The following is a 24,200-nucleotide window of genomic DNA, read 5'->3' on the forward strand; positions in this document are numbered from 1 at the left end:
GGACCGGCAGCAGGACCCAATAGGGAATCAGTCGAGCAGGCTGTCCAGTCCGACGGTCAGGCCGGGGCGGCGCGTCACCGCCCGTACCGCCAGCAGGACGCCGGGCATGAACGACGCCCGGTCGTAGGAGTCGTGCCGGATCGTCAGGGTCTCCCCCGCCGTTCCGAACAGCACCTCCTGGTGCGCGACCAGGCCGGCTGCCCGTACCGAGTGCACCCGGATCCCGTCGATGTCCGCGCCCCGCGCGCCCGGCACCTCGGCGGTGGTGGCGTCCGGCATCGCGGCCGACCCGGCGGCGGCCCGGGCCGCCGCGATCACCCGCGCGGTGTGCCCGGCGGTGCCGCTGGGCGCGTCCACCTTGGCCGGGTGGTGCTGCTCGATGATCTCGACTGACTCGAAGTGCCGTGCCGCCTTCGCCGCGAACTGCATCATCAGCACCGCGCCGATGCCGAAGTTGGGGGCGATCACCACGCCGACCTCGGGCTTGTCGGACAGCCAGGAGCGGACCAGGTCGAGGCGCTGATCGGTGAACCCGCTGGTCCCGACGACCACGTTGATCCCCTGGTCGATGCACCAGCGCAGGTTGTCCAGCACCGCGTCGGGGTTGGTGAAGTCGACGACCACCTCGGCGTCGGCGTCCGAGGCGTCGGACAACCGGTCACCCTCGTCGATCGTGGCGACGAGTGCGAGACCGTCGGCCCCCTCGACCGCTCTGCAGACCTGCACGCCCATCCGGCCACGGGCTCCGAGCACACCGACCCGGACGGGCTCGGCGGACGGCCGGGCGGCCACCTCGGAGCCGCCCGGGGAGGCTGTCACATTCGTACCGTATTCGCTCACCGGCACAACCTATCCCACCGGCGGGGAGAGCGGTCCGGCCAGCGCCTACCCCACCGGCGGAGACTGCGCGCCGGCCAACATCGTGGACTCCACCGGGCCGATCACCGCCAGGGACATCGGCCGGGTGAGCAGCTCGGCGGCGACCGCGCCGACCTGTTCGGCGGTCACCGCCGCCACCTGACCCAGCAGCTGGTCCACGGTCAACTGCTCGCCGTAGAGCAGCTCCCCCTTGGCCAGCCGACCCATCCGCGACCCGGTATCCTCCAGGCCCAGCACGTACCCGCCCCGGCTCATGCCCTTGCCCCGGGCCAGCTCGTCGGAGCTCAGCCCGTGCTCGACGACCGCCGCCAGCTCCGCCCGGACCAGCTCCAGCACCTCGTCGACCCGGCTCGGCGCACAACCGGCGTAGACGGCGAACGTCCCGCCGTCGGCGTACTGGCTGGCGTACGAGTAGACCGAGTAGGCGAGTCCTCGGCGTTCCCGCACCTCCTGAAACAGCCGGCTGGACATGCCACCGCCGAGGACGTTGTTCAACACCCCGAGCGCGAACCGGCGGTCGTCGCCGCGACTGATACCCGGGCCACCGAGCACCAGATGTGCCTGCTCGGTCTCCTTGCGGCGCAGTGTCACCTGGGGCCGACGGGCGCGGACCGCAGGGGTGGCCGGGCGCAGCGGCGCCGGCGCACCGGGCCGTTGGGCGTCCAACGGGCTGCCCCGCAGCGCGGCCCGTACCTGGCGGACCACCGCCCGGTGGTCGAGGTTGCCGGCGGCGGCGATCACCATCGCTCCGGGCGTGTAGCGCCGCCGGTAGAAGTCGTGAATCTGCCGGCGGGTCAGCTTCGAGATCGTCGCCTCGGTGCCGGAGATCAGCCGGCCGAGCGGATGCGAACCGAAGACGGCCTCGGCGAGCAGGTCGTGGACCTCGTCGTCGGGCTCGTCGTCGTGCATGGCGATCTCCTCGAGGATCACGCCACGCTCGGTCTCCACATCGGCCGGATCGATCACCGAGTTGGCCACCAGGTCACAGACGACATCGACGGCCAGCGGCAGATCGTCGTCGAGCACCCGCGCGTAGTAGCAGGTGTACTCCTTGGTGGTAAAGGCGTTGGTCTCGCCACCGACGGCCTCGATCTGCGCGGAGATATCCCACGCGGTACGCCGCTTCGTCCCCTTGAACAGCAGGTGTTCCAGGAAGTGCGAGGCACCAGAGCGGGCCGGGGTCTCGTCGCGCGAGCCGACCCCGACCCACACGCCGAAGGAGACGCTGCGCATCGCCGGAATCGCCTCGGTGATCACCCGCAGCCCGTTGGGCAGCACGGTACGGCGTACCGTGCCGCCCAACGGGTCGGCGGTGAGTGTCCGGGTCACCGGCCGGGACGGACCCCGGCCGGTGACCGGTTCGGTCCTGGCCATCTCGGCCGGCGTCAGCTGTGCCGGTTACGTCGGCGGCGCTCGCCGCCCTCGCCACCGTCACCCCGGCTGGGGCCCCGATCGCCGCGGTCCCGGTCACCACGGTCGCGCGGCCCACGGTCGCCACGGTCACGGCCACCGGGACGCTCGCCGCCGTCGGACGCAACCGGGGCCTCGGCGCCCTCCGGACGAACCTTGTCCAGGTAGATCTTGCCGCGGGCGTCGATGTCGGCGATCTGCACCTCGACCTTGTCGCCGACGTTGAGGTGGTCCTCGACCCGCTCGACCCGCTTGCCGTCGCCCACCTTGGAGATGTGCAGCAGGCCGTCGCGGCCGGGCAGCAGCGAGATGAACGCGCCGAACGCAGCGGTCTTGACGACCGTGCCGAGGAACTTGTCGCCGACCTTCGGCAGCGTCGGGTTGGCGATCGCGTTGATCCGCTCGACTGCGGCTTCGGCAGCCGGCCCGTTGGTGGCGCCGACGTAGATGGTGCCGTCGTCCTCGATCGAGATGTCCGCGCCGGTCTCGTCCTGGATCGCGTTGATGGTCTGGCCCTTCGGACCGATCACCATACCGATCTTGTCGACCGGAATCTTCACCGTGGTCACCCGGGGGGCGTGCTCGCTCATCGCAGCCGGGCCCTCGATCGCCTGGCGCATGACCTCAAGGATGGTCATCCGGGCCTCGCGGGCCTGCTGCAGGGCGCCGGCGAGTACGTCCGACGGGATGCCGTCGAGCTTGGTGTCCAACTGCAGCGCGGTGACGAACTCGGGGGTGCCGGCCACCTTGAAGTCCATGTCACCGAACGCATCCTCGGCGCCGAGGATGTCGGTCAGCGTGACGTACCGGGTCTGCCCGTCGACCTCGTCGGAGATCAGGCCCATCGCGATCCCGGCCACCGGAGCCTTCAGCGGCACCCCGGCCGACAGCAGCGACAGCGTGGAGGCGCAGACCGAGCCCATGCTCGTCGAACCGTTGGAGCCGAGCGCCTCGGACACCTGGCGGATCGCATACGGGAACTCCTCGCGGGTCGGCAGCACCGGCACCAGGGCCCGCTCGGCGAGCGCGCCGTGGCCGATCTCCCGCCGCTTCGGCGAACCGACCCGGCCGGTCTCGCCGGTGGAGTACGGCGGGAAGTTGTAGTTGTGCATGTAGCGCTTGGACTTCTCCGGGGAGAGGGTGTCCAGCGTCTGCTCCAGCCGGAGCATGTTGAGTGTGCTGACCCCGAGGATCTGCGTCTCGCCGCGCTCGAACAGCGCCGAGCCGTGCACCCGGGGCAGCACCCCGACCTCGGCGGTGAGCGGGCGAATGTCCCGCGGGCCACGGCCGTCGATGCGTACCTGCTCGCGCAGCACCCGGGACCGGACCTCGGACTTGGTCAACGACCGGAAGGCCGCACCGACTTCCTTCTCCCGGCCCTCGAACTGCTCGCCGAGCTCGCCGGCAACCTTTTCCTTGACCCGGTCCAGCGCGTCCTCACGCTCCGCCTTGGAGGCGATCTTCAACGCCTCGGCGACCTCGTCGCGGCCGGCGGCCACGACCGCGTCGTAGACGTCGTCACCGTAGTCGAGGAAGACCGGGAAGTCGGCGATCGGCTTCGCCGCCACCTCGGCCAGCTCGCTCTGCGCCCGGCACAGCTCACGAATGGTCGGCTTGGCCGCCTCCAGCCCACTGGCCACCACGTCCTCGGTGGGGGCGGTGGCGCCACCGGCGATCAGCCCGACCGCGTGTGGAGTGGCCTCGGCCTCGACCATCATGATCGCCACGTCGCCGTCCGGCAGGGCCCGACCGGCGACCACCATGTCGAAGGTGGCCCGGGACAGCTCGTCCAGGGTCGGGAAGGCCACCCACGCGCCATCGACGTGGGCGACGCGGGTCGCCCCGATCGGGCCGGAGAACGGCAGGCCGGACAGCTTGGTGGACATCGACGCCGCGTTGATCGCGATCACGTCGTACGGGTGGGCCGGGTCCAGCGCCAGCACGGTGGCCACCACCTGGACCTCGTTGCGCAGGCCCTTTGCGAAGGTCGGGCGCAGCGGCCGGTCGGTCAGCCGGCAGGTGAGGATCGCCTCCTCGCTGGGCCGGCCCTCGCGGCGGAAGAACGATCCGGGGATCCGCCCGGCGGCGTACATCCGCTCCTCGACGTCGACGGTGAGCGGGAAGAAGTCGAGGTGCTCACGCGGCTGCTTGCTGGCGGTGGTCGCGGAGAGCACCACGGTGTCGCCCAGCTGGGCGATCACCGAGCCGGCGGCCTGGCGGGCCAACCGCCCGGCGGAGAAGGTGACCTCGCGGGTGCCGAAGGCTCCGTTGTCGATCACGGCGGTGCTGCGTTGGGTGCCGAGATTGTGCTGCTCGGTCATGGTGATGTCGCGCTCCTTTACGCGTCGTGGGGTCACGACCTCGGGGAGCTGCTCAACCGGCCGGTCATCGATCGAAGCGCCCGGGGGAGCCGGCGTGGTGGCCGGCTGGCCCGGGGGCCACTACCGAGGACCGGTACGTTGACCGGCTCCCTTCGACGGGTGGGGTCGTGGTGCCCGGTGTGTCGAATGGTGGTGGTGCGGCGCGGCGGGGTCGCGGACGACCGCCGCCGCGCCGCTACGTCACCGCCGCAGGCCGAGCCGCTCGATGAGCGACCGGTAGCGGTTGATGTCCTTCTTCTGCAGGTAGTTGAGCAGCCGGCGGCGCCGGCCGACCAGCAGCAGCAGACCACGACGGCTGTGGTGGTCCTGCTTGTGCACCTTGAGGTGCCCGGTGAGGTCGGCGATCCGCTTGGTGAGCACCGCGACCTGGACCTCGGGCGAACCGGTGTCCGCGTCGGCGGTGGCGTACTCTTCGCGGATCTTGCGCTTGGCTTCCTGATCGAGCGCCATGGTCTCCCTGAATCTGTGTGGGGTCGTCCCTCGTCTCGGCACCCGCGGCGTCGTGCAGGCAGACGAGACGAATCGTCGGTGGTCCGACGCTGCCTTCAGGCTACCAGCCAGTCGGCACGGGGGCCGGCAAGGCCACGGTGCGTCGTATCGCCACTGCCCACCGGGGTCGCCGACGCCGAGTCACGCCCCGCTCGTCGGCCGGGACACAGCCCCGCTCGTCGGCTCGGGTCAGGCGCCGAGCACCGTACGGACCTGGGCGACGTCCTCGTTCATCTGGGCGACCAACGGACCGACCCCGTCGAACCGGCGGGTCTCCCGCAGCCGGGCGACGAAATCGATTGCCACCTGCTCGCCGTAGATGTCCCGGTCGAAGTCGAGGACGTACGCCTCCACCCGGCGGTCGCGGCCGGCGAAGGTGGGGTTGGTGCCGATGGAGGCGGCAGCCGGCAGTCCGGGGCCTCCTCCGCTGAGCCCGTCCGGACGGACCGGGCCGTCCGAGCGCACCAGCCGGGCCGCGTAGATGCCGTCCGCCGGCACCGCCGCGTATCGCGGGGTGAGCAGGTTCGCGGTGGGGAAGCCGATCTCCCGGCCGCGACGGTCGCCGCGGACCACCACCCCTTCGAGGCGGTGCGGCCGGCCGAGTGCGGCGGCGGCGGCGGTCACGTCCCCGGCGTCGATACAGGCTCGGATGTACGTCGACGAGAAGACAGTGCCACTGTCGGTGATCAGGCTGGCGTCCTCCACGGCGAACCCGAACCGGCGGCCGAGCCGCGCCAGCAGCGCGACGTCGCCGGTGGCCCGGTGCCCGAACCGGAAGTTCTCCCCCACCACCACCACGGCGGCGTGCAGGTGCTCGACCAGCAGGTCGTGAACGAACTGCTCGGCGGTCAGCCGGGAGAACTCGACGGTGAACGGCAGCACGCAGAGCACGTCCACGCCGAGCGATTCGATCAGCTCGGCCTTGCGGGCCGGCCCGGTGAGTACCGCCGGATGGCTACCGGGCCGCACCACCTCCGCCGGATGCGGGTCGAAGGTCACCACCACGGACTGGATACCGAGGTCACGGGCCCGCTTGACGGCGTACCCGATGGTTGCCTGATGTCCGCGGTGGATGCCGTCGAACACCCCGATGGTGACCACCGCGCGGCCCCAGCCGCCACCGGCCGCCTCCACTCCCCGCCACCGCTGCATGATGCCTCCCGCCTGTGCCGCCAAGGTTTGCCCAACCGGGTGACCGGCCGGGTTCGATGCTGTCACGCCGGCGCGAGCACGATCTCCGCGCGGGCCCGGCCGTCGCGTTCCGACACCACCGCGAGCAGTTCGCCGTCCGGGGCGTAGACCGCGTACGGCCCGGGCCGGCCGACCGGCGTTATCGGGCCACCGTGGCCGAGCACCCGGGCCTCCTCCGCGCCGACCTCTCGGCTGGTGAGGAGCCGACCGGCGGCGGCCGCCAGGGGCAACTGCACCACCTCCGGTGCCCGCTGCTCAAGCTCGGCCAGGGTGGCGGCTTCGGCCGCCGTGAACCCGCCGACCGCGGTCCGGCGCAGCGCGGTGAGGTGCCCACCGACGCCCAGCGCGGCTCCCAGGTCCCGGGCGATGGCCCGGATGTACGTGCCGGACGAGCAGGCCACCTCGACGTCGACGTCGACGCTGCCGTCGGTCGGCGGGTGGACGGCGACCGCGTCGAGGCGGGAGATGGTCACCCGGCGGGCGGCCAGCTCGACCTGCTCACCGGAGCGGACCCGCCGGTACGCCCGCTGCCCGTTGATTTTGATTGCGCTCACGGCGCTGGGCACCTGGTCGATCTCCCCGGTCAGCGCGGCCAGGCCGGCCCGGATCCGCTCCTCGGTGACACCGTCCACCGGCGACCGGTCGGTGACCTCCCCCTCGGCGTCGTCGGTCACCGTCGACACGCCGAGCCGGATGGTGGCCGTGTAGGTCTTGCCGACGCCGATCACGTAGGTGAGCAGCCGGGTGGCCCGGTTCACCGCAACCACCAGCACGCCGGTCGCCATCGGATCCAGGGTGCCGCCGTGGCCCACCCGCCGGGTGCCGGCCAGCCGCCGGATCCGGGCGACGACGTCGTGCGAGGTCATCCCGGCCGGCTTGTCGACCACGATCAGTCCGTGCGTACTCACGACTGCCAAGCCTGCCAGATCCCGATGCGCCGTGGCGATCAGGTCCGGCCCGCTGACGGACGCGGCGATCAGGTCCGGCCCGCTGACGGACGCGGCGATCAGGTCCGGCCGGCCGGCACGCCGAGCACCGTCCACCGCGGCGACTTCAGCCGGTGGACCAGCCCGACCAGCCGGACCAGCATGAACACCGCCAGCCCGGCCCAGATACCGGCCAGACCGAGGTCGAGCAGGTAGCCGGCCCAGATGACCGGCAGGAATCCGCCGAGCGCGCCACCGATCGTGAGGTCACGCAGGTAACGCAGATCACCCGCCCCGATGAAGACCCCGTCGAGAGCGAAGACCACCCCGGCTACCGGCTGCAGCGCCACGAACCACGGCCAGATGACCATCGCCTGGTCGTGCACCCCGGGGTCGGGGCTGAACCAGCCGGGAATCACCGGGGCACCGATGGCGAACAGCACCGCGAACCCGACGCCGGCAACGGCACCGAACAGCACCAGCCGGCGGGCGAGCAGCCGGGCGCCCGCCGCGTCTCCGGCGCCCAGCGCCGCGCCGACCAGCGACTGCCCGGCGATCGCCAGCGCGTCCATCGCCAGTGCGGTGAAGAACCACAACTGGATGGCGATCTGGTGGGCACCGACCTGGATGGTGCCGTACCGGGCCGCGACCGCGGTGGCGGACAGGAAGCTCACCTGGAACGCGGCGCCTCGGATCAGCAGGTCACGTCCGACAGTGAGGTGGGTCAGCAAGAGGCGCGGCCGGGGACGCAGCGGTGCCCCGGCCGTCACCAGCGCCCGGACGAAGAGCAGACCCCCCAGGGTCTGCGCGAAGACGTTGGCCACCGCCGATCCGGTCAGCCCCAGACCCAGCGGGTATACCAGCACCGGGCAGAGCGCAGCGGAGACGATATTGGCCGTCAGCACGTACCGCACCGGACGGCGGGTTTCCTGCACCCCGCGCATCCAGCCGTTGCCAGCGGCGGCCAGCAGCAGACCCGGCGCGCCCCAGGCAGCGATCCGCAGCCACTGCTCGGCGGCGTCGGCGACCGGGCTGTGCTGCCCGGCGAGCCCAGCGGTGATCGGACCGGCCAGGATCTGCAGCGCCACGGCGAGCAGCAGTCCGGCGAAAGCCCCGAGCCAGGACGCCTGGACTCCCTCGGCCAGGGCGGCGGTCCGGTCGCCGGCGCCGTAACGGCGGGCGGCGCGGCCGGTGGTGCCGTACGCCGCGACGGTGCCGAGCCAGGCGGCGACCGACATCACGGTGCCGCCCACCGCGACGGCGGCGAGGGCCACCGGCCCGAGACGGCCGACGACGGCGGTGTCGACGAGGACGTAGATCGGCTCGGCCGCCAGCACGACAAAGGCGGGCAGTGCCAGGCGCACGATCCGTCGGGTGGACGCCGACTGTGGTTCGGACCCCGGGCCTGGTTCGGACCCCAGGCCTGACGGTGGAGATGGGGGCGCCGTGCGGGAGGTGGCCATCGAGGTACAGCCTGACAGCCGATTGGTAAGGAGTGCTATTGCCTGGGTCACTTACCTAGGCGAATCACCGCACGCCGAGGCGACGGCACCGGCCCAGGCCGCGCGGTTTCGTGCGGCGGCGCGGCCGGCGGCGACCCCACAGACGTTACTGGCGGGTATCCATTGACATCTGCAATGCCCGCCGGGCCTGCTCGCGCGCTTCGTCGGCGGATTCGGGCTTGGGCTTGCTGGGCATGACGCCACGACCTTCCCACAGGTTGACACCGGATGCCGACGACGACACTTCCGGGATCACCGGGGCCGTGACCAGGCAGACGAGCGGCGGGCAGGTGTGGCCCGCACCACACCCAAGTTATCGTTCAGGTCCACATCCTGCGCACTGTTCCCAGAATGCGAGAGGATCATATTTGGCCACGTCGATCACCGCGCGAAGAAGTGCCACCCGACCCACCACCAGAAACCAAAGACCCCGATCCGACCAACCGGCACCCTGCCCACCTCGTACTGCATCACGTACGCGCAGACGTCACCGAACGTCGGAATCCGCGAGCCCGGCCGCCGGGCGAGCAGCTCCAGCACCCCGAACAGCGCCAGCGCGACGACGAAACCGCCGATCACCGACGCCCGAACGGCGCTCATCGCCGCACCAGCACCCAGAACGCGGCCAGCCAGCCGAAGTACGCCGCCGACCGGGCCACCTGACCGTCCAGCACCGGATCGGCCAGCTTGGAAAAGGTCGGGAAGTCGTCGGTCGAGCCCATCGCGAACGTGGCACCCTCAACGACGGTGAAAATCGCGACCGGCACGATCCACCACACCGCACCGTCACCGAGTCGACGCGGGGTCGGCCGCCGTGGCGCCCGGTGCGACAGACCGAACCAGATCAGCGCCCCGCCGGTGCCGATGGCGTACAGGTTCGCCGCCGTCGAGAACGACGGCAACTGCCCGCCCACCAGCGACAGCACGGCAATGACCGGGATCGAGACGACCGGTCGGTCCCAGGCCCGCGGCACCTCCGCAGTGAGCTCAGACGACTGCTCCATCACTCGATTGTCCCTGGTCGGTGACGACGAGTGAAGTGTCTATGCGGGCGGTCGAGGCTCGGTTGGCGAGATCCGGCACCCGTGGACATCGGCCCGCGCCCGGGTCAGCGTCGAGGTCACTCAGCCAAGCTGGGCGCGGATGGCGGCGATGACCTCGTCGGCGCTGCCGACGCCGGTGAAGCCGGCGGCGAGCCGATGCCCACCACCGCCGAGCGCCACCGCCACCGCACTCACGTCGACTCCGCCCTTGCTGCGCATCGAGACCGCCCAGCCGGTCTCGCTCACCTGCTTGAGCACGCAGCTCACGTCCGCCTCGACCGTGCACCGGACCGAATCGATCAACGCCTCAAGCACGTACGGCGGCTGGTCGTAACGTTGCAGATCGGCCAGGGTCGCATGGGTCCAGACAAGACCCTGGCCGCCGGCTGCCGCCAGCTCCAGGACGCTACGTTGCAGCACCGCACCGAAGAGCTGGACCGCCCCGAAGGGTCGGCTGTCGAAGACCCGCCGGGAGACCTCGGCCGGGCTGACGCCGGTGGCCAGCAACCGGGCGGCGAACTGGTGCACCGCCGGGGTGGTCATGTCGAACCGGAACGAACCGGTGTCGGTGATCAGCGCGATGTAGAGACACTCGGCGATTTCCCGGTCCAGCGGTACGCCGAGCTGGCCGAGCAACTGGTCGACCACCACCGAGGTGGCCGCCGCGGTCGGGTCCACGAGATGGATACCGCCGAACCGGGTGTTGGAGGCATGATGGTCGACCACGATCGCCGTCCGGGCCGTCATCCGATCGGCGAGGGTGTCCAGCCGGGACGCGCTCGCGACGTCGAAGCAGAGCGCCAGGTCCGGATCGGCCCACGCCTTGTCCGGCTGGACCAGCAGGTGGGAGCCAGGCATTCCGCGCAGGGACGGCGGCAGCTCCTGATCGCCGGGAAACGTGGCCTGCACCGCGCAGCCGCCGAGCCGGGTCAGGCCCAGCCCGAAGCCGAGCATGCTGCCGAGCGCGTCACCGTCGGGATTGACGTGGCACAGCAGCAGGACCCTCCCGCCGGGCGGGACCGCACGGACTGCGGCGACCGCGGCCGCCCACTCGTCCCCGGTCGGCCCGGCCGCCTGGCCGGCGGCCGGGCCGACCGGGGACGGAACGCTGATCATCGAGGTCGCCCGTCCGAATGGGGCTGGCCGGACCCGGCTGCCTCGGCGGTCGCCGCGCCCTTCGGGGCCCCCTCCACCGGGTTCTCGTCGTCCGCTGCGTCCTCGTCGTCGTCCGACTCGGCCCGGTACGGCTGGGCGTCACCGGCGTACTCCGCGTTCGCTGCCAGCCGCTGCACCTCGGCGTCGGCGCTGCGGGCAGCGGCGAGTAGATCGTCGATGCGCTTGGCGTGCTCCTGCACGTCGTCGAGGACGAAGGTGAGCGTCGGTGAGTGGCGCAGCCCGAGCGCCTTGCCGACCGTGCTGCGCAGCAGCCCGTTCGCGCTGTCCAACGCTGCCTTGGTGCCGGCCTGGGCGGCGGCGTCACCGAGGACCGTGTAGAAGACCGTTGCGTCGCGCAGATCAGCGGTGATCCGCGCGTCGGTGATGGTGATCATGCCGAGTCTGGGGTCCTTGATCTGGGTACGCACCACCGAAGCCACCAGCTCGCGCACGCGCTCCGCGTGCCTGCGCACCCGCGCCGGGTCCGTCATCTCTACCTCCGCGGTGTCCGGTCAACGTGTCGACCCTACCTGTGCGCCGTACGCCGGACCGGTCGGTGCGCCCGCATGCCGGACCGGTCGGTGTCGTAGATCAGTCGTCGGCACCGTAGAGCCGACGCCGGACGGAGAGCAGCTCGATCTCAGGCCGACCGGCCACCGTCCGTTCGCAGTTGTCCAGCACTTCACGTACGTGTGCCGCGTCGGCCGCTACCACGGCCACCGCGATCTCCGCCCGACCATGCCGGTCGAGCGCGCCGACCTCGGCGGCGGAGACCTCGAAGCGGCGCAGCGCGGCGACGAGCGGGCGCACGTAGGAGCGTTTCGCCTTCAGCGACTGGGAGTCGCCCGGCAGGAGCATGTCGAAGGTCGCGGTTCCGGTGAACATCGTTCCGAAGGATACGCCGTGCCGGGCGGCCCAGGCCGGCACTGGACGCCGACAGGCGGCCCCGAGCCGGTGAGGTACACCGGTCGTGGGCCGCCTGTCGGCGTGCTGCGAGCCTTACGCTACGCGGATCAGGTACGGGCCTTCTCCCGCATCTCGAAGGTCTCGATGATGTCGCCCACCTGGATGTTGTTGTAGTTCCCCAGGGTCAGACCGCATTCGAAGCCCTCCCGGACCTCAGTCGCGTCGTCCTTGAAGCGCTTGAGCGAGCTGATGGTGACGTTGTCCGCCACCACCGCGCCGTCGCGCAGCAACCGGGCCTTGGCGTTGCGTCGGATGATGCCCGACCGGACCATACAGCCGGCGATGTTGCCGATCTTGGACGAACGGAACACGTCGCGGATCTCCGCGCTGCCCAGCTCGACCTCCTCGAACTCCGGCTTGAGCAGGCCCTTGAGCGCCGCATCGATCTCCTCGATGGCCTGGTAGATGACGGTGTAGTACCGGATCTCCACGCCTTCGCGGTCGGCGATTTCCCGGACCTTGTTGGAGGCCCGGACGTTGAAGCCGATGATCGTTGCCGCTTCGGCGGACGCGCTCGCGAGCATCACGTTGCTCTCGGTGATCGCACCCACACCCCGGTCCAGGATCCGCAGCTGGACCTCGTCCGGGATGTCGAGCTTGAACAGCGCGTCCTCCAACGCCTCGACCGAGCCGGAGACATCGCCCTTGAGGATCAGGTTGAGCGAGGTCTTCTCACCCTCCTTGATCTGCTCCATGAGCGTCTCCAGAGTGGCCCGGCCGCGCGAGTTGGCAAAGCTCGCCGCCCGCCGTCGGGCCTGCCGCTGCTCGGCGATCTGCCGCACCGTCCGATCGTCCTGCGCGGCGAGGAAGGTGTCGCCGGCGCTGGGCACTGCGGTGAGGCCGAGCACCAGCACCGGTCGGGCCGGGCCCGCCTCGGCGAGCTGCTTGCCGTTCTCGTCGAGCATGGCCCGGACCCGGCCGTGCGCGCCGCCCGCCACGATCGAGTCGCCGGTACGCAGAGTGCCCTTCTGCACCAGTACGGTCGCCACCGCGCCCCGGCCCTTGTCCAGGTGCGCCTCGATCGCGATGCCCTGCGCCGGGCCGTCGACCGGAGCGGAGAGCTCGAGCGCCGCGTCGGCGGTCAGCAGCACCGCCTCCAGCAGCTGATCGATGCCGGTGCCGGGCTTGGCCGCCACGTTGACGAACATGGTCTCGCCGCCGTACTCCTCGGCGACCAGACCGTACTCGGTCAACTGCTGGCGAACCTTGTCCGGGTTGGCCTCCGGCTTGTCGATCTTGTTGACCGCGACCACGATCGGCACGTCGGCCGCCTTGGCGTGATTCAGCGCCTCGATGGTTTGCGGCATCACTCCGTCGTCGGCCGCGACCACCAGCACCACGATGTCGGTGACCTGCGCACCACGGGCACGCATGGCGGTGAACGCCTCGTGACCCGGGGTGTCGATGAAGGTCAACGCGCGGTCCACCCCGTCGTGCGGCACGTGCACCTGGTAGGCACCGATGTGCTGGGTGATGCCGCCGGCCTCGCCCTCGACCAGGTTGGTCTGCCGGATCGCGTCGAGCAGCTTGGTCTTACCGTGGTCGACGTGGCCCATCACGGTCACCACCGGCGGGCGAGTGACCAGCCGGTCGGAGTCCACCTCGGCGTCGAGGTCGATGTTGAACTGCGCGAGCAGTTCGCGGTCCTCATCCTCCGGGCTGACGATCTGTACGTTGAACCCGAGGTGCTCACCCAGCAACTGCAACGTCTCGTCCGAGCAGGACTGGGTGGCGGTGACCATCTCACCCAGGTTGAACATCTCCTGGACCAGCGACCCCGGATTGGCGTTGATCTTGTCAGCGAAGTCCGACAGCGACGCCCCACGCGACAGCCGTACCGCCTGGCCCTGGCCACGCGGCGCGCCGGAGCTCATCGTCGGCGCGGAGAGGTTGTCGAATTCCTGTCTGCGCTGCTTCTTGGACTTGCGGCCCCTGGTCGGGCGCCCACCCGGCCGGCCGAAGGCACCCGCGGTGCCGCCGCCACGACCACGGCCGCCACCACCGGGCCGACCGCCGCCACCGGCAGGGGCACCACCACGGAAGCCGCCGCCACCGGGACCGCCGCGGTAACCGCCGCCACCGCCGCCGCCACGGTAACCGCCGCCACCGCCGCCACCAGGGCCGCCACGGTAACCGCCGCCACCGCCGCCGCGACCGCCGCCACCGGGACCACCGGGGCGACCGGCGCCGCCGGGACCACCCGGGCGACCCGGGCGTTGCGACGGCATCGAGGCCGGGCTCGGCCGCGGTGGCATCGACGCCGGACTCGGCCGCGGTGGCATCGACGCCGGGTTGGGCCGCTGCCCGCCACCGGCGGCGGGTCGTTGCCCGCCACCCTGGCTGATGCCGAACGGATTGTTGCCGCCCCGCGCCGGCGGGCGGGCACCCGGCCGACCGGGTGCCCCAGGCGACGGCGCACCGGGCGTCGCCGGCCGTCCACCGGCCGAGCGACCGGCTGCCGGGCTACCCGGACGCGGCGGCACCGACCCCGGCCCAGGCTTGGGTCGGGGACCGCCGTCCGCCGGGGGCTCCCGCCGGCCGGTGTCCCGCTGCTTCGCCGCCTGCTGGGCGGCCTTGACGTTGGCCTCCTGCTCGGCCTTGAGCGCTGCCGCCCGCGCTTCGGCGGCGGCCACCTCGATGTCGTGCGCACTCGCTGGCTTGGCCACCGGGGCCGCCGACGGCGGCGGACCGGGCACCGGGCCCTTGGGGCGCATCGACGACGGCGCCGCCGGCCGGCGCGGTGGCGCCGGCTTGGCGGAGACTCTCGGCTCGGTGCTGTTCGTCGGCGACGCGGCCGGTCGGGCCGGTGCCGTCGGTGACGACGACTGGGACGCCGCCGCGAACGCACCACGGAGGCGCCGGGCGACGGGTGCTTCCACCGTGCTCGACGCGGATTTCACGAACTCGCCCATCTCCTTGAGCTTGGCGAGAACGGTCTTGCTTTCGACCCCGAGCTCTTTGGCGAGCTCGTGTACGCGGGCCTTGCCTGCCACTGCACTCCTCACTCCGAGGTCGTGCGGGCAGCACCCGCAGCGACCTCACTCGTGCACTAGAAGCCTGCTCATTGCTGGGACTTCATCGTGTGCTCATGTCGGTCGTCCTACCTTGCTGTGCGACCCTCGTCCGGCCGGATGACCGGACGTAGCGGTTGACGTGCTGATGTACTCGGCCAGCTCGCCGGTGTCGACGACACCGGACACTCGCAGCGCCCGCCCGAAGGCGCGACGCCGCTGCGCCAGCTCCAGACATGCCGGATCGGGATGCAGGTGCGCACCCCGCCCCGGCAGACCACGGATCGGATCAGGTCGCAGGCGCGACACGTCCTCGCCTCCAACTACGACAACCCGTAGCAGCTCGTGAACCGGTGCACGTCGTCGGCAGCCCACACAGGTGCGCACCGGCAACGCACGTCGTACCACGAGAAAAGTCTACCCCGACGCGCCAGAGACCGCGCCGCCCGGTTCCGGGGCCGGATCCCGACCGGCGGAACCGGCCTCGGTGTCCGGCCGGATGTCGATCCGCCAGCCGGTCAGTCGGGCAGCAAGCCGGGCATTCTGCCCTTCCCTGCCGATGGCCAGCGAGAGCTGGAAGTCCGGCACCGTCACCCGGGCGGTACGGGTGGCCGCGTCGACCACCTCGACCCGCAACGCCTTCGCCGGCGACAGCGCGTTGCCCACGAAAGCGGCCGGGTCGTCGGACCAGTCGATGATGTCGATCTTCTCGCCGTGCAGTTCGCTCATCACCGCCCGCACCCGCTGGCCCATCGGACCGATGCAGGCGCCCTTGGCGTTGACCCCGGAAGCGGTCGACCGTACCGCGATCTTGGTCCGGTGGCCCGCTTCACGGGCGATCGCCGCGATCTCCACGGTGCCGTCGGCAATCTCTGGGACCTCCAGCGCGAACAGCCGCTTGACCAGATTGGGGTGGGACCGGGAAAGGGTGATCTGCGGCCCTCGGAACCCCTTGGCAACGTGCACCACCACGCACCGGATCCGCTGGCCGTGCGGGTAGGTCTCGCCCGGCACCTGCTCTGCGGCCGGCAGCACCGCTTCCAGCTTGCCCAGGTCGACGGTGACGATTCCCTTCTCGGTACGGGCCTCATGGGCCTGGATCACTCCGGTGACGAGGTCACCGTCGCGCCCGGCGTACTCCCCGAAGTGAACTTCGTCGGTCGCTTCCCGCAACCGCTGCAGAATCACCTGTTTGGCGGTCATCGCGGCAATCCGCCCGAAACCATGCGGTGTGTCGTCCCACTCGCGCAGCACCGCGCCCTCGGCGTCGAGATCCTGGGCGTAGACCAGCGCCATCCCGCTGCGCCGGTCGATCTCGACCCGGGCATGGGTCTGCGCACCCTCGGTGTGCCGGTACGCGGTCAGCAACGCGGCCTCGATCGCCGCGAGAATCGTGTCGAACGGGATCTCCCGCTCGCGCTCCAGTGCGCGCAGCGCCGCGAGGTCGATGTTCACCTCTCCTCGTCCTCCACTTCGTCGTCGTCGGACGGGTCGTCGACATCCGCCGGGTCATCGTCGACGACCTCGTCGAGGCGGTTGAACTCCACCTGGACCCGCCCGGGGCCGAGGTCGTCGTAGGGCCACCGTTGGACGCCACCGTCGACGTCCAACTGCACCGATTCGTCGTCGGCGGTAACGATCCGGCCGGTCACCTGGCGCTGGGCCGCGGTCACCCGCACCAGCCGGCCGGTGTTGCGGCGCCAGTGCCGGGGCAACCGCAGCGGCCGGTCCACGCCGGGCGAGCTGACCTCGAGCTGGTACTCGCCGGCGATCAGCTCCGCACCGGCCACCGACTCGGCCTCGTCCAGGGCCGCCGAGACCGCACGGGACACCTCGGCCATCGAGTCGAGCCCGACACCGCCGTCGGCGTCGACGATCACCCGGACCTGGTGTCGACGACCCACCCGGGAGACCGAGACGTCCTCCAGGTCGAAGCCGGCCGCCCGGACCACCGGCTCGACGATCGCCCGCAACCGGTCGCGCCGGGCCGCAGCTGCGACCTGGGGCCGTTGGGCGCCGTCCGGACGGGGCCGGGGGGTGGCGGCCCGGCGGGCGCGGGAACCGGGTGACCTGCCACCGGCACGGTCACGCTGTGTCATCTCCGCACCCTTCCACCGTTATCTTCTTCGTTGGCCGCTCGAGGCGACACCAGGAGCGCCGTCGGATGTTACTCCGACGCGACTGGGCAGAGCGTAACGCGCGGCCGAGGCGATCGGCCCCCCGGCGCACCGAGGGAAACCGGACACCCGACCGCAAGCCGGCACGGGTAGCCACCAGGACAGCGACGACCACACTGAGTCGCTACTGCAGAACTTTCCGGATAGGCTCGCGCGGGCCGATCCCCGGGAGGCGCGGACCGGCTGCGGCGCCGATGGTGTTGACTGGTCCGGTGTTCGCGAACCAACCAGGCCGGCGGGCGATCGGCAGGACCGCGCACCCGGCCACCGCTGCGGCCGGCCCCTGCAGCCGACGCGGAGTGATCCGGGGTGCCGTCGGTGCCGCGGTCGCCGTCGCCGTCCCGGCCGGGCTGGCCGGGTGCGGCCTGCTCGGCGGTGAGCCGGAGCCCGAGCCGGAACCGGATCCACTGGCCGGACTGCTCGCCGCCACGCTGGACCTGGTGGCGCGGTACGACGCCGCGATGACCGCGCCAGCCGAGCTCGGCCCGCTGCTGGCCCCGGTCGTCGCCACCCACCGGACGCACGCCGAGGAGCTCAGCCGGCTGACCGGGATCGCCCTACCGACCCCGACGACGCCCGCCGCCGGCCCGGGCGGCCAGCCCAGCGCCCCGGGCTCCGCCGTACCGCCGGGCACGGCCACACCGGGAGCTGGCACCTCGGCCTCGCCAGTCGACCGGGCCGCCGCGCTCACCGCGTTGCGGTCCGCAGAGGAGGCCGCCGCAGCCGAGGCCGTCGCGGCGTGCCACACCGCCGCCGCCGACCGGGCCGCGCTACTGGGCTCGATCGCCGCGGCCCGCGCTTGCCACCTCGAGGTGCTCCGATAAACGTGGACCACCGGATCAGAAGGAGCGCCGACCGTGGCTGACGGATGGGAGCAGGCACTCACCGCCGAGTACGCGGCGATCTTCGCCTACGGCGTGCTCGGGGTCCATCTCGCCGGCGACGCCGCTGCCCGGGCACACGACGCCGAGGCCGCCCACCGGGACCGGCGCGACCAGCTGATCCTGCGGGTCGGTGCCGCCGCGCCGCCGGTCGAACCGGCCTATCAACTGCCGTTCCCGGTCACCGACGCGACCAGCGCCCTGCGGCTGGCCGCCGAGGTGGAGGAGCGGGCCGCAGCTGTCTGGCGGGCGGTACTGCCGGTCACCTCGGGCGCGGACCGCGAGGCGGCGCTCACCGCCCTGATCGAGTACGCGGTCCGCGCGACCCGCTGGCGACAGGCGGCCGGCGCCACACCGGCTGTGCCGACCTGGCCGGGCCGGCCCGGCTGAGCGCGACCTGGCCAGTCCATCCCGGCGCAAGCGTGACCGGAACCGCGATTCATGATCCCGGTTGCCGCCCATCTACCCGGTATGCATACTCAGCTGGCATGTCGATCCGCCACGGACTGCTCGCGCTGCTCGACCGGGGCCCGATGCACGTGTACCAGCTCCGGGCGGCCTTCGAGGAGGCCACCGGTGGGGCGTGGTCGCTCAACATCGGACAGGTGTACACCACGCTCGCCAGGCTGCGACGCGACGGGCTGGTGCGTGCGCTGGCGGGCAACGCGGCCGGGCAGCGACCGTTCGCCATCACCGCCGCCGGCCGGGACGCGCTGACCACCTGGTTCAGCAGCCCGGTCGGCCGCGTCGGCCAAGGCCGCGACGAACTGACGGTGAAGATTGCCCTTGCGCTGAGCACGCCAGGGGCGGACGTCCGCGGGGTGGTCGCGGCGCAACGGGCGGCAACCCTGGACGCGGTACGGGAGCTGAACCGTTCCAGAGCGAGGTCGGCCGACGTCGACCGCGTCGGCCGGCTGGTGCTCGACGCGATGCTGTTCCGGGCGGAGGCGGAGATCCGCTGGCTCGACCACTGTGAGACCAGTCTGCTGGGCCCCGGTCCGGTCAGGGCAGGGTAAGGATCTCGAAGCCGTCCTCGGTGACCACGATCGTGTGCTCGAACTGGGCGGTCCACCGGCGGTCCTTGGTGACCACCGTCCAGCCGTCCCGCCACATGTCGTACTCGTGCGTGCCGAGCGTGATCATCGGCTCGACGGTGAACGTCATCCCCGGTTCCATCACGTCCGTGGGTCGTGGACTGTCGTAGTGCGGAACGTACAGCCCGCTGTGGAACGCCTCGCCGATGCCGTGGCCGGTGAAGTCGCGTACCACGCCGTAGCCGAACCGCCGGGCGTAGGACTCGATCACCCGGCCGATCACGTTGATCTGCCGCCCCGGGGCCACCGCCCGGATGCCCCGCATCATCGCCTCGTGGGTCCGCTCGACCAGCAGCTGGGCCTCCTGTGAGACCTCCCCGACGCAGAAGGTCGCATCGGTGTCGCCGTGCACTCCGCCGATGTAGGCGGTCACGTCGACGTTGACGATGTCGCCGTCGGCCAGCACCGTGGAGTCGGGGATGCCGTGGCAGACGACCTCGTTGAGGCTGGTGCAGCAGGATTTGGGGAACCCCTTGTAGCCCAGGGTCGACGGGTAGGCACCGTTGTCACAGAGGAAGTCGTGCACCACCGCGTCGATCTCGTCGGTGGTGACCCCCGGTTTGCAGTGCTCACCGGCGAGCTGCACGGCCCGGGCGGCGAGCCGACCCGCCACCCGCATCCGCTCGATGGTGTCCGGGGACTGGACGTGCGAGCCGCGCCAGGGCGCGGGCTGCTTGCGACCGACGTACTCCGGCCGGGTGATGTGCGCCGGCACCGGCCGCCACGGGGAGATCTTTCCAGGGGTCAGCGGAGCGCGGACGGAGGTCATGCGTCCAGCCTAGCGCCGTCGGTGTCGACCCGACCGGCCGGCGACCGAGCCGCCGCGGACACGCTGAGCGACCGACCGTTTACCACCGAATCTTGCTGGAGCCGCACAGTTGTGCCATCTTTACTTTCGTGGATCAGCAGGGTCCGGAGCAGCTTTTCTCCGCCACCAGTGACCTGGACGGTGACCACCTGACCGTCACGGTCAGCGGCGAGGTGGACATGGCCACCGCCGAGCACATGTACCACGCCGCGATCCACCAGGACGCCGGCAAGGTGACCCTCGATCTGCGTACGGTCTCGTTCTTCGATTCGGCGGCCATCCACGCGCTGCTCCAGCTCACCGACCGTTACCCGCAGGCGCTGACGGTGCTGCCGTCCCGGCAGGTCCGCCGGGTCCTGGACATCTCCGGCCTCGGCGGGCAGCCGTGGCTGGCCGCCGAGGCGATCCGGGACGGCAGCCAGGCCCGGGTGGTCAGTCCGGATCCGGTCGGGGAGCCAGTCGACGGCGCAACGTGACCTCGCTGCCCTGCCCGTCCCGGTCGATCCGCAGTTCGGCCAGGGCGGCGATCAACGCCAGTCCCCGACCGCGGAACCCGGTGTCGGAGGTCTCCCGCCAACCGCCGCTGTCCCGCACGCTTGCGACCAGGTCGTCCCCGTCGATACCGACCTCTAGCCAAATGTCCGGCTGCGCGGGGGTGACCGGGTGCTCGATCGCGTTGGCTGCCGCCTCGGAGATCGCCACGGTCAGATCGAACTGGTCGGTGTCGTCGATCCGGTGCGCGGCAAAGAAGTCCGCCAGCCGTCGACGCAGCAGCGCCAGTGCCCGCGCCTGCGCCGGCAGCCGCATCCTGAGGCGGTCCAGGTCGGTCGCCTCCAGCACCAGCACCGCGACGTCGTCACGGCGGGGCCGGCGGGCCACCCGGCGCAGCAGCCGGTCGGCGAGCTCCTCGACGTGGTCACCGCCGGCTCTGGCGTCGGCCCGGACCTGGTCCAGACCGCCGTCGATGCCCACGGTGCGGTCCTCGATCAGCCCGTCCGTGTAGCAGATCAGTCGGCTGCCGACGTCGAGCCGGTCGGTCGACGTGTCGTAGCGGCTGCCCCGGATCGCCCCGATCGGTGGGCCGAGCGCCCGGTCGTGCAGCAGCCCTACCGTTGCCCCGGCGGCCACCACCGGTGGCGGATGGCCGGCGCTGGCGTAGCGCAGCACACCGCTCGACGGTTCGAACCACAGGCAGACCACGGTAGCGAGGGAACGCCGGCCCATCGTCGTGACCAGCCGGTTCAGCCGGGTGAGGGCGTCACCTGGCGAGAACCCCTCCAGAAGGTACGCCCGCAGCGCGTTGCGTAGCTGGCCCATGGTGGCCGCCGCGTTCACACCCTTGCCGACCACGTCGCCGATCACCAGAACCAGCCGGCCACCGCCGACCTCCACCACGTCGTACCAGTCGCCGCTGACCTCTGCCTCGGCGTTGCCGGGCAGGTAGCGGCTGGCGATCAGCGCGCCGGGCACCCGGGGCAGCGTCTGGGGCAGCAGGCTGTGCTGCAGGGTGCTGGCGATGCGGTGTTCCGCCTCGTACAGCCGGGCGTTGCCCAGCCGCAGCCCGACCATCCGGGCGAATTCCGCGAGCGCCGCCTCGTCGGGGTCCGGGTCGGCGCCGGCGAAGGGCCAGACCGACAGCTCGCCCAGCCGTTCCCCGCCGGCACCGATGAACGGGGTGACCGTCGCCGGGTCGGCGGAGGGCTGGCCGCCACCGTCCGCCTCGTAGCGGGCACCCGGGGCGGTGGCGACCACCTTCGAAGCCCGGACCAGCTGCTGGATGTGCTCGACCGCGACCCGCAGCACCTCGCTGGTGGTCTGCGCGGTGTTGACCGCGACGGCTGCGTCGGCGAGCGCCCGCAGCTGGTGAATGATCCGGCCGCGCAGCTGCCCCAGTTCGACGTTGGCCCGCACCCTGGCGACGAGTTCCTGCGCCGCGAACGGCTTGACCAGGTAGTCGTCGGCACCGGCGGACAGGCCCTGCACGGCGGCCTCGGGACCGGCCCGGGCGGAGAGCACGACGATCGGCACATGCCGGGTCCGCCGGTCCGCACGCAACGCCGTGACCAAGCCGAAACCGTCCAGTTCCGGCATCATCACGTCGGTCAGGATCAAATCGAAGGGGGTACGGGTGGCGAGGGCCAGCGCTGCGGCACCGTCGGCCGCGGCGACCACCTGCCAGTGCGGCGCCAGCAACCGGATCACGTGGTCCCGCAGGTCGGCGTTGTCGTCGGCCACCAGGATCCGCCCGACGGGCTGGTCGACCCGTGGCTGCTCGATCACCTCCCGCGCCGGCCCGACGCTCCACCGCTGCGTCTCGGCCAGGTACAACTGTCTGGTGTCGCCGGCCTCGTCGCGCCCGGCCGGGTGTTCAGGGTCCTGGCCGGTTGGGTGTTCAGGGTCCTGGCCGGTTGGGTATTCAGGGTCCTGGCCGGCCGGCGGGTTCGGCCCGGTGCCGACCGGGATCTCGACGGTGAAGACACTGCCCTGACCGGGTTCGCTGCGGACCGCGACGGTCCCGCCGTGCAGTTGGACGAGTTCACGGACCAGCGCCAACCCAATCCCGGTGCCTTCGTGGCTGCGGGCCCGGGTGCCGGCCACCCGGTGAAACCGTTCGAACAGGTGCGGCAGGTCAGCGGCGGGAACACCGACCCCGGTGTCGGCGACGGTGAGTTCGACCGACGTGTCGAGCGCCCGCAACCGCACGGTGATGGTGCCGTCGAAGGTGAACTTCACCGCGTTGGACAGCAGGTTCAGGACGATTTTCTCCCACAGATCCGGGTCCACCTGCACGGTCCCGGGCAGCGGTGGGCAATGCACGACCAGGTCCAGCCCGGCCCGCTGGGCAGCCGACCGGAACGTGCTGGCCAACCGGTTCGTCAAGTCGGCCAGGTCGACCGGCTGCAGCGCCGCCCGCGCCCGACCGGATTCCAGCCGGGAGAAGTCCAGCACGGTGTTGACCAGCTTGAGCAGGCGCAGGGCATTGCGGTGCATCATCTCGGCCCGCTCGCGATGTGGCACCGGCAGGTCCACGTCGGCGAGTTGGTCCTCGATCGGGCCGAGCAGCAACGTCAGCGGGGTCCGGAACTCGTGACTGACGTTGGCGAAGAAGTCGGTCTTGGCCTGGTCGATCACGGCGAGTTCGGCGGCCCGGGCCCGCTCGTGCAGATAGGCCCGCTGGCTGGTCACCGCACTGGAGATCTGGGTGGTGAGCAGATCCATGAAGTCGCGGTAGTCACTGGTGAACGGCAGGTGCCGGCTGCGGCCGAGGACGAGGGCACCGACCGGTTCGGTCGCCGCGCTGATCGGCAGGACGAGCACCTCCGGCGCCGCCGTGTCCGGTGGTACGGCGACGAAGTCCGCCGCCCGGGCGGTCTGCGCGGTACCGCTGTGCAAGGCGTCCAGCAGCGCGGCCGGGGCGTCGACCGGGCTCGGCTGCGTCGGCGCGGTGACGGTCTGCGCCGCGACGCCGGTGCAGCCGGCGAGCCGTGCGGAGTCCGCGTCCGATCCGAGGTAGAGCAGGGCGAACGGGATGTCGCCGCGGCAGGTGTCGAGCACCTCCAGCACGCCACGGCGCAGGTCGGTCTGGCTCTGCAGGTCGGACAACCGGCTGCCCAGCCCGGCCAAGGTACGAATCCGACGCTCGCCGAGCACCCGTCCGGTGGTCTCGCTGACGATGCAGAAGACACCCCCTACGCTGCCGTCCTCGATCCACAGCGGGTCGTAGGAGACGTCGAAGTAGGTCTGCTCGAGGAAGCCGTGCCGTTCGAGCAGGAACGGATGGTCGGTGCCACGGTAGGCAGCCCCGCTCTCGATCACCCCGGCGAACAGCGGCTCCAGCACATCCCACAGCTCCGACCAGTGCTCGGCGGCGGGTTCACCCAGGGCGGCCGGATGCTTCGCGCCGATGGTGGGCAGGTAGGCGTCGTTGTAGAAGGCACGCAGCTGCGGCCCCCAGTAGAGCACGATCTGGGCCTGCGACGAGAGCATCATGCCAACCGCCTGGCACAGACTGGCCGGCCAACTGTCCAGCGCGCCGAGTGGACTGCGGCTCCAGTCACGCTCCCGGATCAGCCGGTTGGTCTCGCCGGCCCGGTCGAGGGCGGCGGCGAGCAAGGCGGGGACGGCCGGTCGCGGAGCCGGCACCGTCGGGGAGCCGACCGGCCGCTCACCCTCTGTCATCGCTGGCCACCCTCGCTCATCGAACCCGTCACCCGGCCGCCGCCACCGCGTCCATTTGCGGAGTCCCGCAACGTCCGCCGGCCGGGGCGGGCCCGGTCGTGCGGCGTG

The 24,200-nt window shown here is 71.6% G+C and carries 22 protein-coding genes; 4 read left to right on the forward strand and 18 right to left on the reverse strand.

Annotation, left to right across the window (positions count from 1 at the left end):
* Nucleotides 1–27: 27 nt before the first annotated feature.
* The 16 genes from dapB to rimP form a co-directional block, all read right to left on the reverse strand.
* Entirely contained in the window at nucleotides 28–792 is a 765-nt protein-coding gene (dapB, locus tag ACFHW1_RS06285) for a 4-hydroxy-tetrahydrodipicolinate reductase (protein WP_416553152.1), read from the reverse strand.
* Between the two features lie 93 nt (nucleotides 793–885).
* On the reverse strand, nucleotides 886–2,253 hold the full coding sequence (locus ACFHW1_RS06290; RefSeq protein WP_416552904.1) for a M16 family metallopeptidase: 1,368 nt from the start codon (nucleotides 2,251–2,253) through the stop codon (nucleotides 886–888).
* A gap of 11 nt (nucleotides 2,254–2,264) precedes the next feature.
* Nucleotides 2,265–4,610: a polyribonucleotide nucleotidyltransferase gene (locus ACFHW1_RS06295; RefSeq protein WP_416552906.1), complete on the reverse strand. Its 2,346-nt coding sequence runs from the start codon at nucleotides 4,608–4,610 to the stop codon at nucleotides 2,265–2,267.
* 240 nt (nucleotides 4,611–4,850) lie between these two features.
* Nucleotides 4,851–5,120: a 30S ribosomal protein S15 gene (gene rpsO / locus ACFHW1_RS06300; RefSeq protein ID WP_123600601.1), complete on the reverse strand. Its 270-nt coding sequence runs from the start codon at nucleotides 5,118–5,120 to the stop codon at nucleotides 4,851–4,853.
* A 228-nt stretch (nucleotides 5,121–5,348) separates the two neighbouring features.
* Nucleotides 5,349–6,311 (reverse strand): bifunctional riboflavin kinase/FAD synthetase, encoded by a 963-nt coding sequence (locus tag ACFHW1_RS06305; protein ID WP_416552909.1) that lies wholly within the window; start codon nucleotides 6,309–6,311, stop codon nucleotides 5,349–5,351.
* Nucleotides 6,312–6,373: 62 nt separating this feature from the next.
* Nucleotides 6,374–7,258 (reverse strand): tRNA pseudouridine(55) synthase TruB, encoded by an 885-nt coding sequence (gene truB / locus ACFHW1_RS06310; RefSeq protein WP_416568142.1) that lies wholly within the window; start codon nucleotides 7,256–7,258, stop codon nucleotides 6,374–6,376.
* Between the two features lie 98 nt (nucleotides 7,259–7,356).
* The gene (locus tag ACFHW1_RS06315; protein WP_416552911.1) at nucleotides 7,357–8,739 is read right to left on the reverse strand and encodes an MATE family efflux transporter; all 1,383 of its coding nucleotides are present in this window, start codon (nucleotides 8,737–8,739) and stop codon (nucleotides 7,357–7,359) included.
* 420 nt (nucleotides 8,740–9,159) lie between these two features.
* The gene (locus ACFHW1_RS06320) at nucleotides 9,160–9,378 is read right to left on the reverse strand and encodes a DUF6186 family protein (protein WP_416552913.1); all 219 of its coding nucleotides are present in this window, start codon (nucleotides 9,376–9,378) and stop codon (nucleotides 9,160–9,162) included.
* Nucleotides 9,375–9,782 carry a hypothetical protein gene (locus tag ACFHW1_RS06325; RefSeq protein ID WP_416552915.1) on the reverse strand — a complete coding sequence of 136 codons (408 nt, stop codon included), beginning with the start codon at nucleotides 9,780–9,782 and terminating at the stop codon, nucleotides 9,375–9,377. The genes ACFHW1_RS06320 and ACFHW1_RS06325 overlap by 4 nt, the downstream gene beginning before the upstream one ends.
* Before the next feature lie 120 nt (nucleotides 9,783–9,902).
* Nucleotides 9,903–10,937, reverse strand: coding sequence for a DHH family phosphoesterase (locus ACFHW1_RS06330; RefSeq protein ID WP_416552917.1), 1,035 nt, complete (start codon nucleotides 10,935–10,937; stop codon nucleotides 9,903–9,905).
* Nucleotides 10,934–11,467: a 30S ribosome-binding factor RbfA gene (rbfA, locus tag ACFHW1_RS06335; RefSeq protein ID WP_416568140.1), complete on the reverse strand. Its 534-nt coding sequence runs from the start codon at nucleotides 11,465–11,467 to the stop codon at nucleotides 10,934–10,936. Before rbfA ends, ACFHW1_RS06330 begins: the two co-directional genes overlap by 4 nt.
* 100 nt (nucleotides 11,468–11,567) lie before the next feature.
* Nucleotides 11,568–11,861 (reverse strand): DUF503 domain-containing protein, encoded by a 294-nt coding sequence (locus ACFHW1_RS06340; protein ID WP_416552921.1) that lies wholly within the window; start codon nucleotides 11,859–11,861, stop codon nucleotides 11,568–11,570.
* A gap of 128 nt (nucleotides 11,862–11,989) precedes the next feature.
* A complete protein-coding gene (infB, locus tag ACFHW1_RS06345; RefSeq protein ID WP_416615047.1) occupies nucleotides 11,990–14,935 on the reverse strand; it encodes a translation initiation factor IF-2 in 2,946 nt (981 codons plus the stop codon).
* A 93-nt stretch (nucleotides 14,936–15,028) separates the two neighbouring features.
* The gene (locus tag ACFHW1_RS06350; RefSeq protein ID WP_416552925.1) at nucleotides 15,029–15,361 is read right to left on the reverse strand and encodes a YlxR family protein; all 333 of its coding nucleotides are present in this window, start codon (nucleotides 15,359–15,361) and stop codon (nucleotides 15,029–15,031) included.
* 9 nt (nucleotides 15,362–15,370) lie between these two features.
* Nucleotides 15,371–16,408 carry a transcription termination factor NusA gene (nusA, locus tag ACFHW1_RS06355; RefSeq protein WP_416552927.1) on the reverse strand — a complete coding sequence of 346 codons (1,038 nt, stop codon included), beginning with the start codon at nucleotides 16,406–16,408 and terminating at the stop codon, nucleotides 15,371–15,373.
* Nucleotides 16,405–17,052 (reverse strand): ribosome maturation factor RimP, encoded by a 648-nt coding sequence (rimP, locus tag ACFHW1_RS06360; RefSeq protein ID WP_416552929.1) that lies wholly within the window; start codon nucleotides 17,050–17,052, stop codon nucleotides 16,405–16,407. Before rimP ends, nusA begins: the two co-directional genes overlap by 4 nt.
* 290 nt (nucleotides 17,053–17,342) lie before the next feature.
* Here rimP and ACFHW1_RS06365 point away from each other — a divergent pair, with 290 nt between their 5' ends.
* The 3 genes from ACFHW1_RS06365 (at nucleotide 17,343) to ACFHW1_RS06375 (ending at nucleotide 19,027) form a co-directional block, all read left to right on the forward strand.
* Nucleotides 17,343–17,954 carry a hypothetical protein gene (locus ACFHW1_RS06365; protein ID WP_416552931.1) on the forward strand — a complete coding sequence of 204 codons (612 nt, stop codon included), beginning with the start codon at nucleotides 17,343–17,345 and terminating at the stop codon, nucleotides 17,952–17,954.
* 33 nt (nucleotides 17,955–17,987) lie between these two features.
* The gene (locus ACFHW1_RS06370; protein WP_416552933.1) at nucleotides 17,988–18,401 is read left to right on the forward strand and encodes a ferritin-like domain-containing protein; all 414 of its coding nucleotides are present in this window, start codon (nucleotides 17,988–17,990) and stop codon (nucleotides 18,399–18,401) included.
* A 98-nt stretch (nucleotides 18,402–18,499) separates the two neighbouring features.
* Nucleotides 18,500–19,027, forward strand: a complete 528-nt coding sequence (locus tag ACFHW1_RS06375) for a PadR family transcriptional regulator (protein WP_416615049.1) — start codon at nucleotides 18,500–18,502, stop codon at nucleotides 19,025–19,027.
* Here ACFHW1_RS06375 and map read toward each other — a convergent pair.
* Nucleotides 19,014–19,874: a type I methionyl aminopeptidase gene (gene map, locus ACFHW1_RS06380; RefSeq protein ID WP_278167949.1), complete on the reverse strand. Its 861-nt coding sequence runs from the start codon at nucleotides 19,872–19,874 to the stop codon at nucleotides 19,014–19,016. The genes ACFHW1_RS06375 and map overlap by 14 nt on opposite strands.
* A 128-nt stretch (nucleotides 19,875–20,002) precedes the next feature.
* Here map and ACFHW1_RS06385 point away from each other — a divergent pair, with 128 nt between their 5' ends.
* Nucleotides 20,003–20,389 (forward strand): STAS domain-containing protein, encoded by a 387-nt coding sequence (locus tag ACFHW1_RS06385; protein WP_416552937.1) that lies wholly within the window; start codon nucleotides 20,003–20,005, stop codon nucleotides 20,387–20,389.
* On the opposite strand, the gene ACFHW1_RS06390 is transcribed toward ACFHW1_RS06385, so the two are convergent.
* On the reverse strand, nucleotides 20,346–24,092 hold the full coding sequence (locus tag ACFHW1_RS06390; RefSeq protein ID WP_416615051.1) for a SpoIIE family protein phosphatase: 3,747 nt from the start codon (nucleotides 24,090–24,092) through the stop codon (nucleotides 20,346–20,348). The genes ACFHW1_RS06385 and ACFHW1_RS06390 overlap by 44 nt on opposite strands.
* Nucleotides 24,093–24,200 lie beyond the last annotated feature (108 nt).

It is taken from the genome of Micromonospora sp. LOL_014 (genome assembly GCF_048060245.1).
GTDB lineage: Bacteria > Actinomycetota > Actinomycetes > Mycobacteriales > Micromonosporaceae > Micromonospora_E.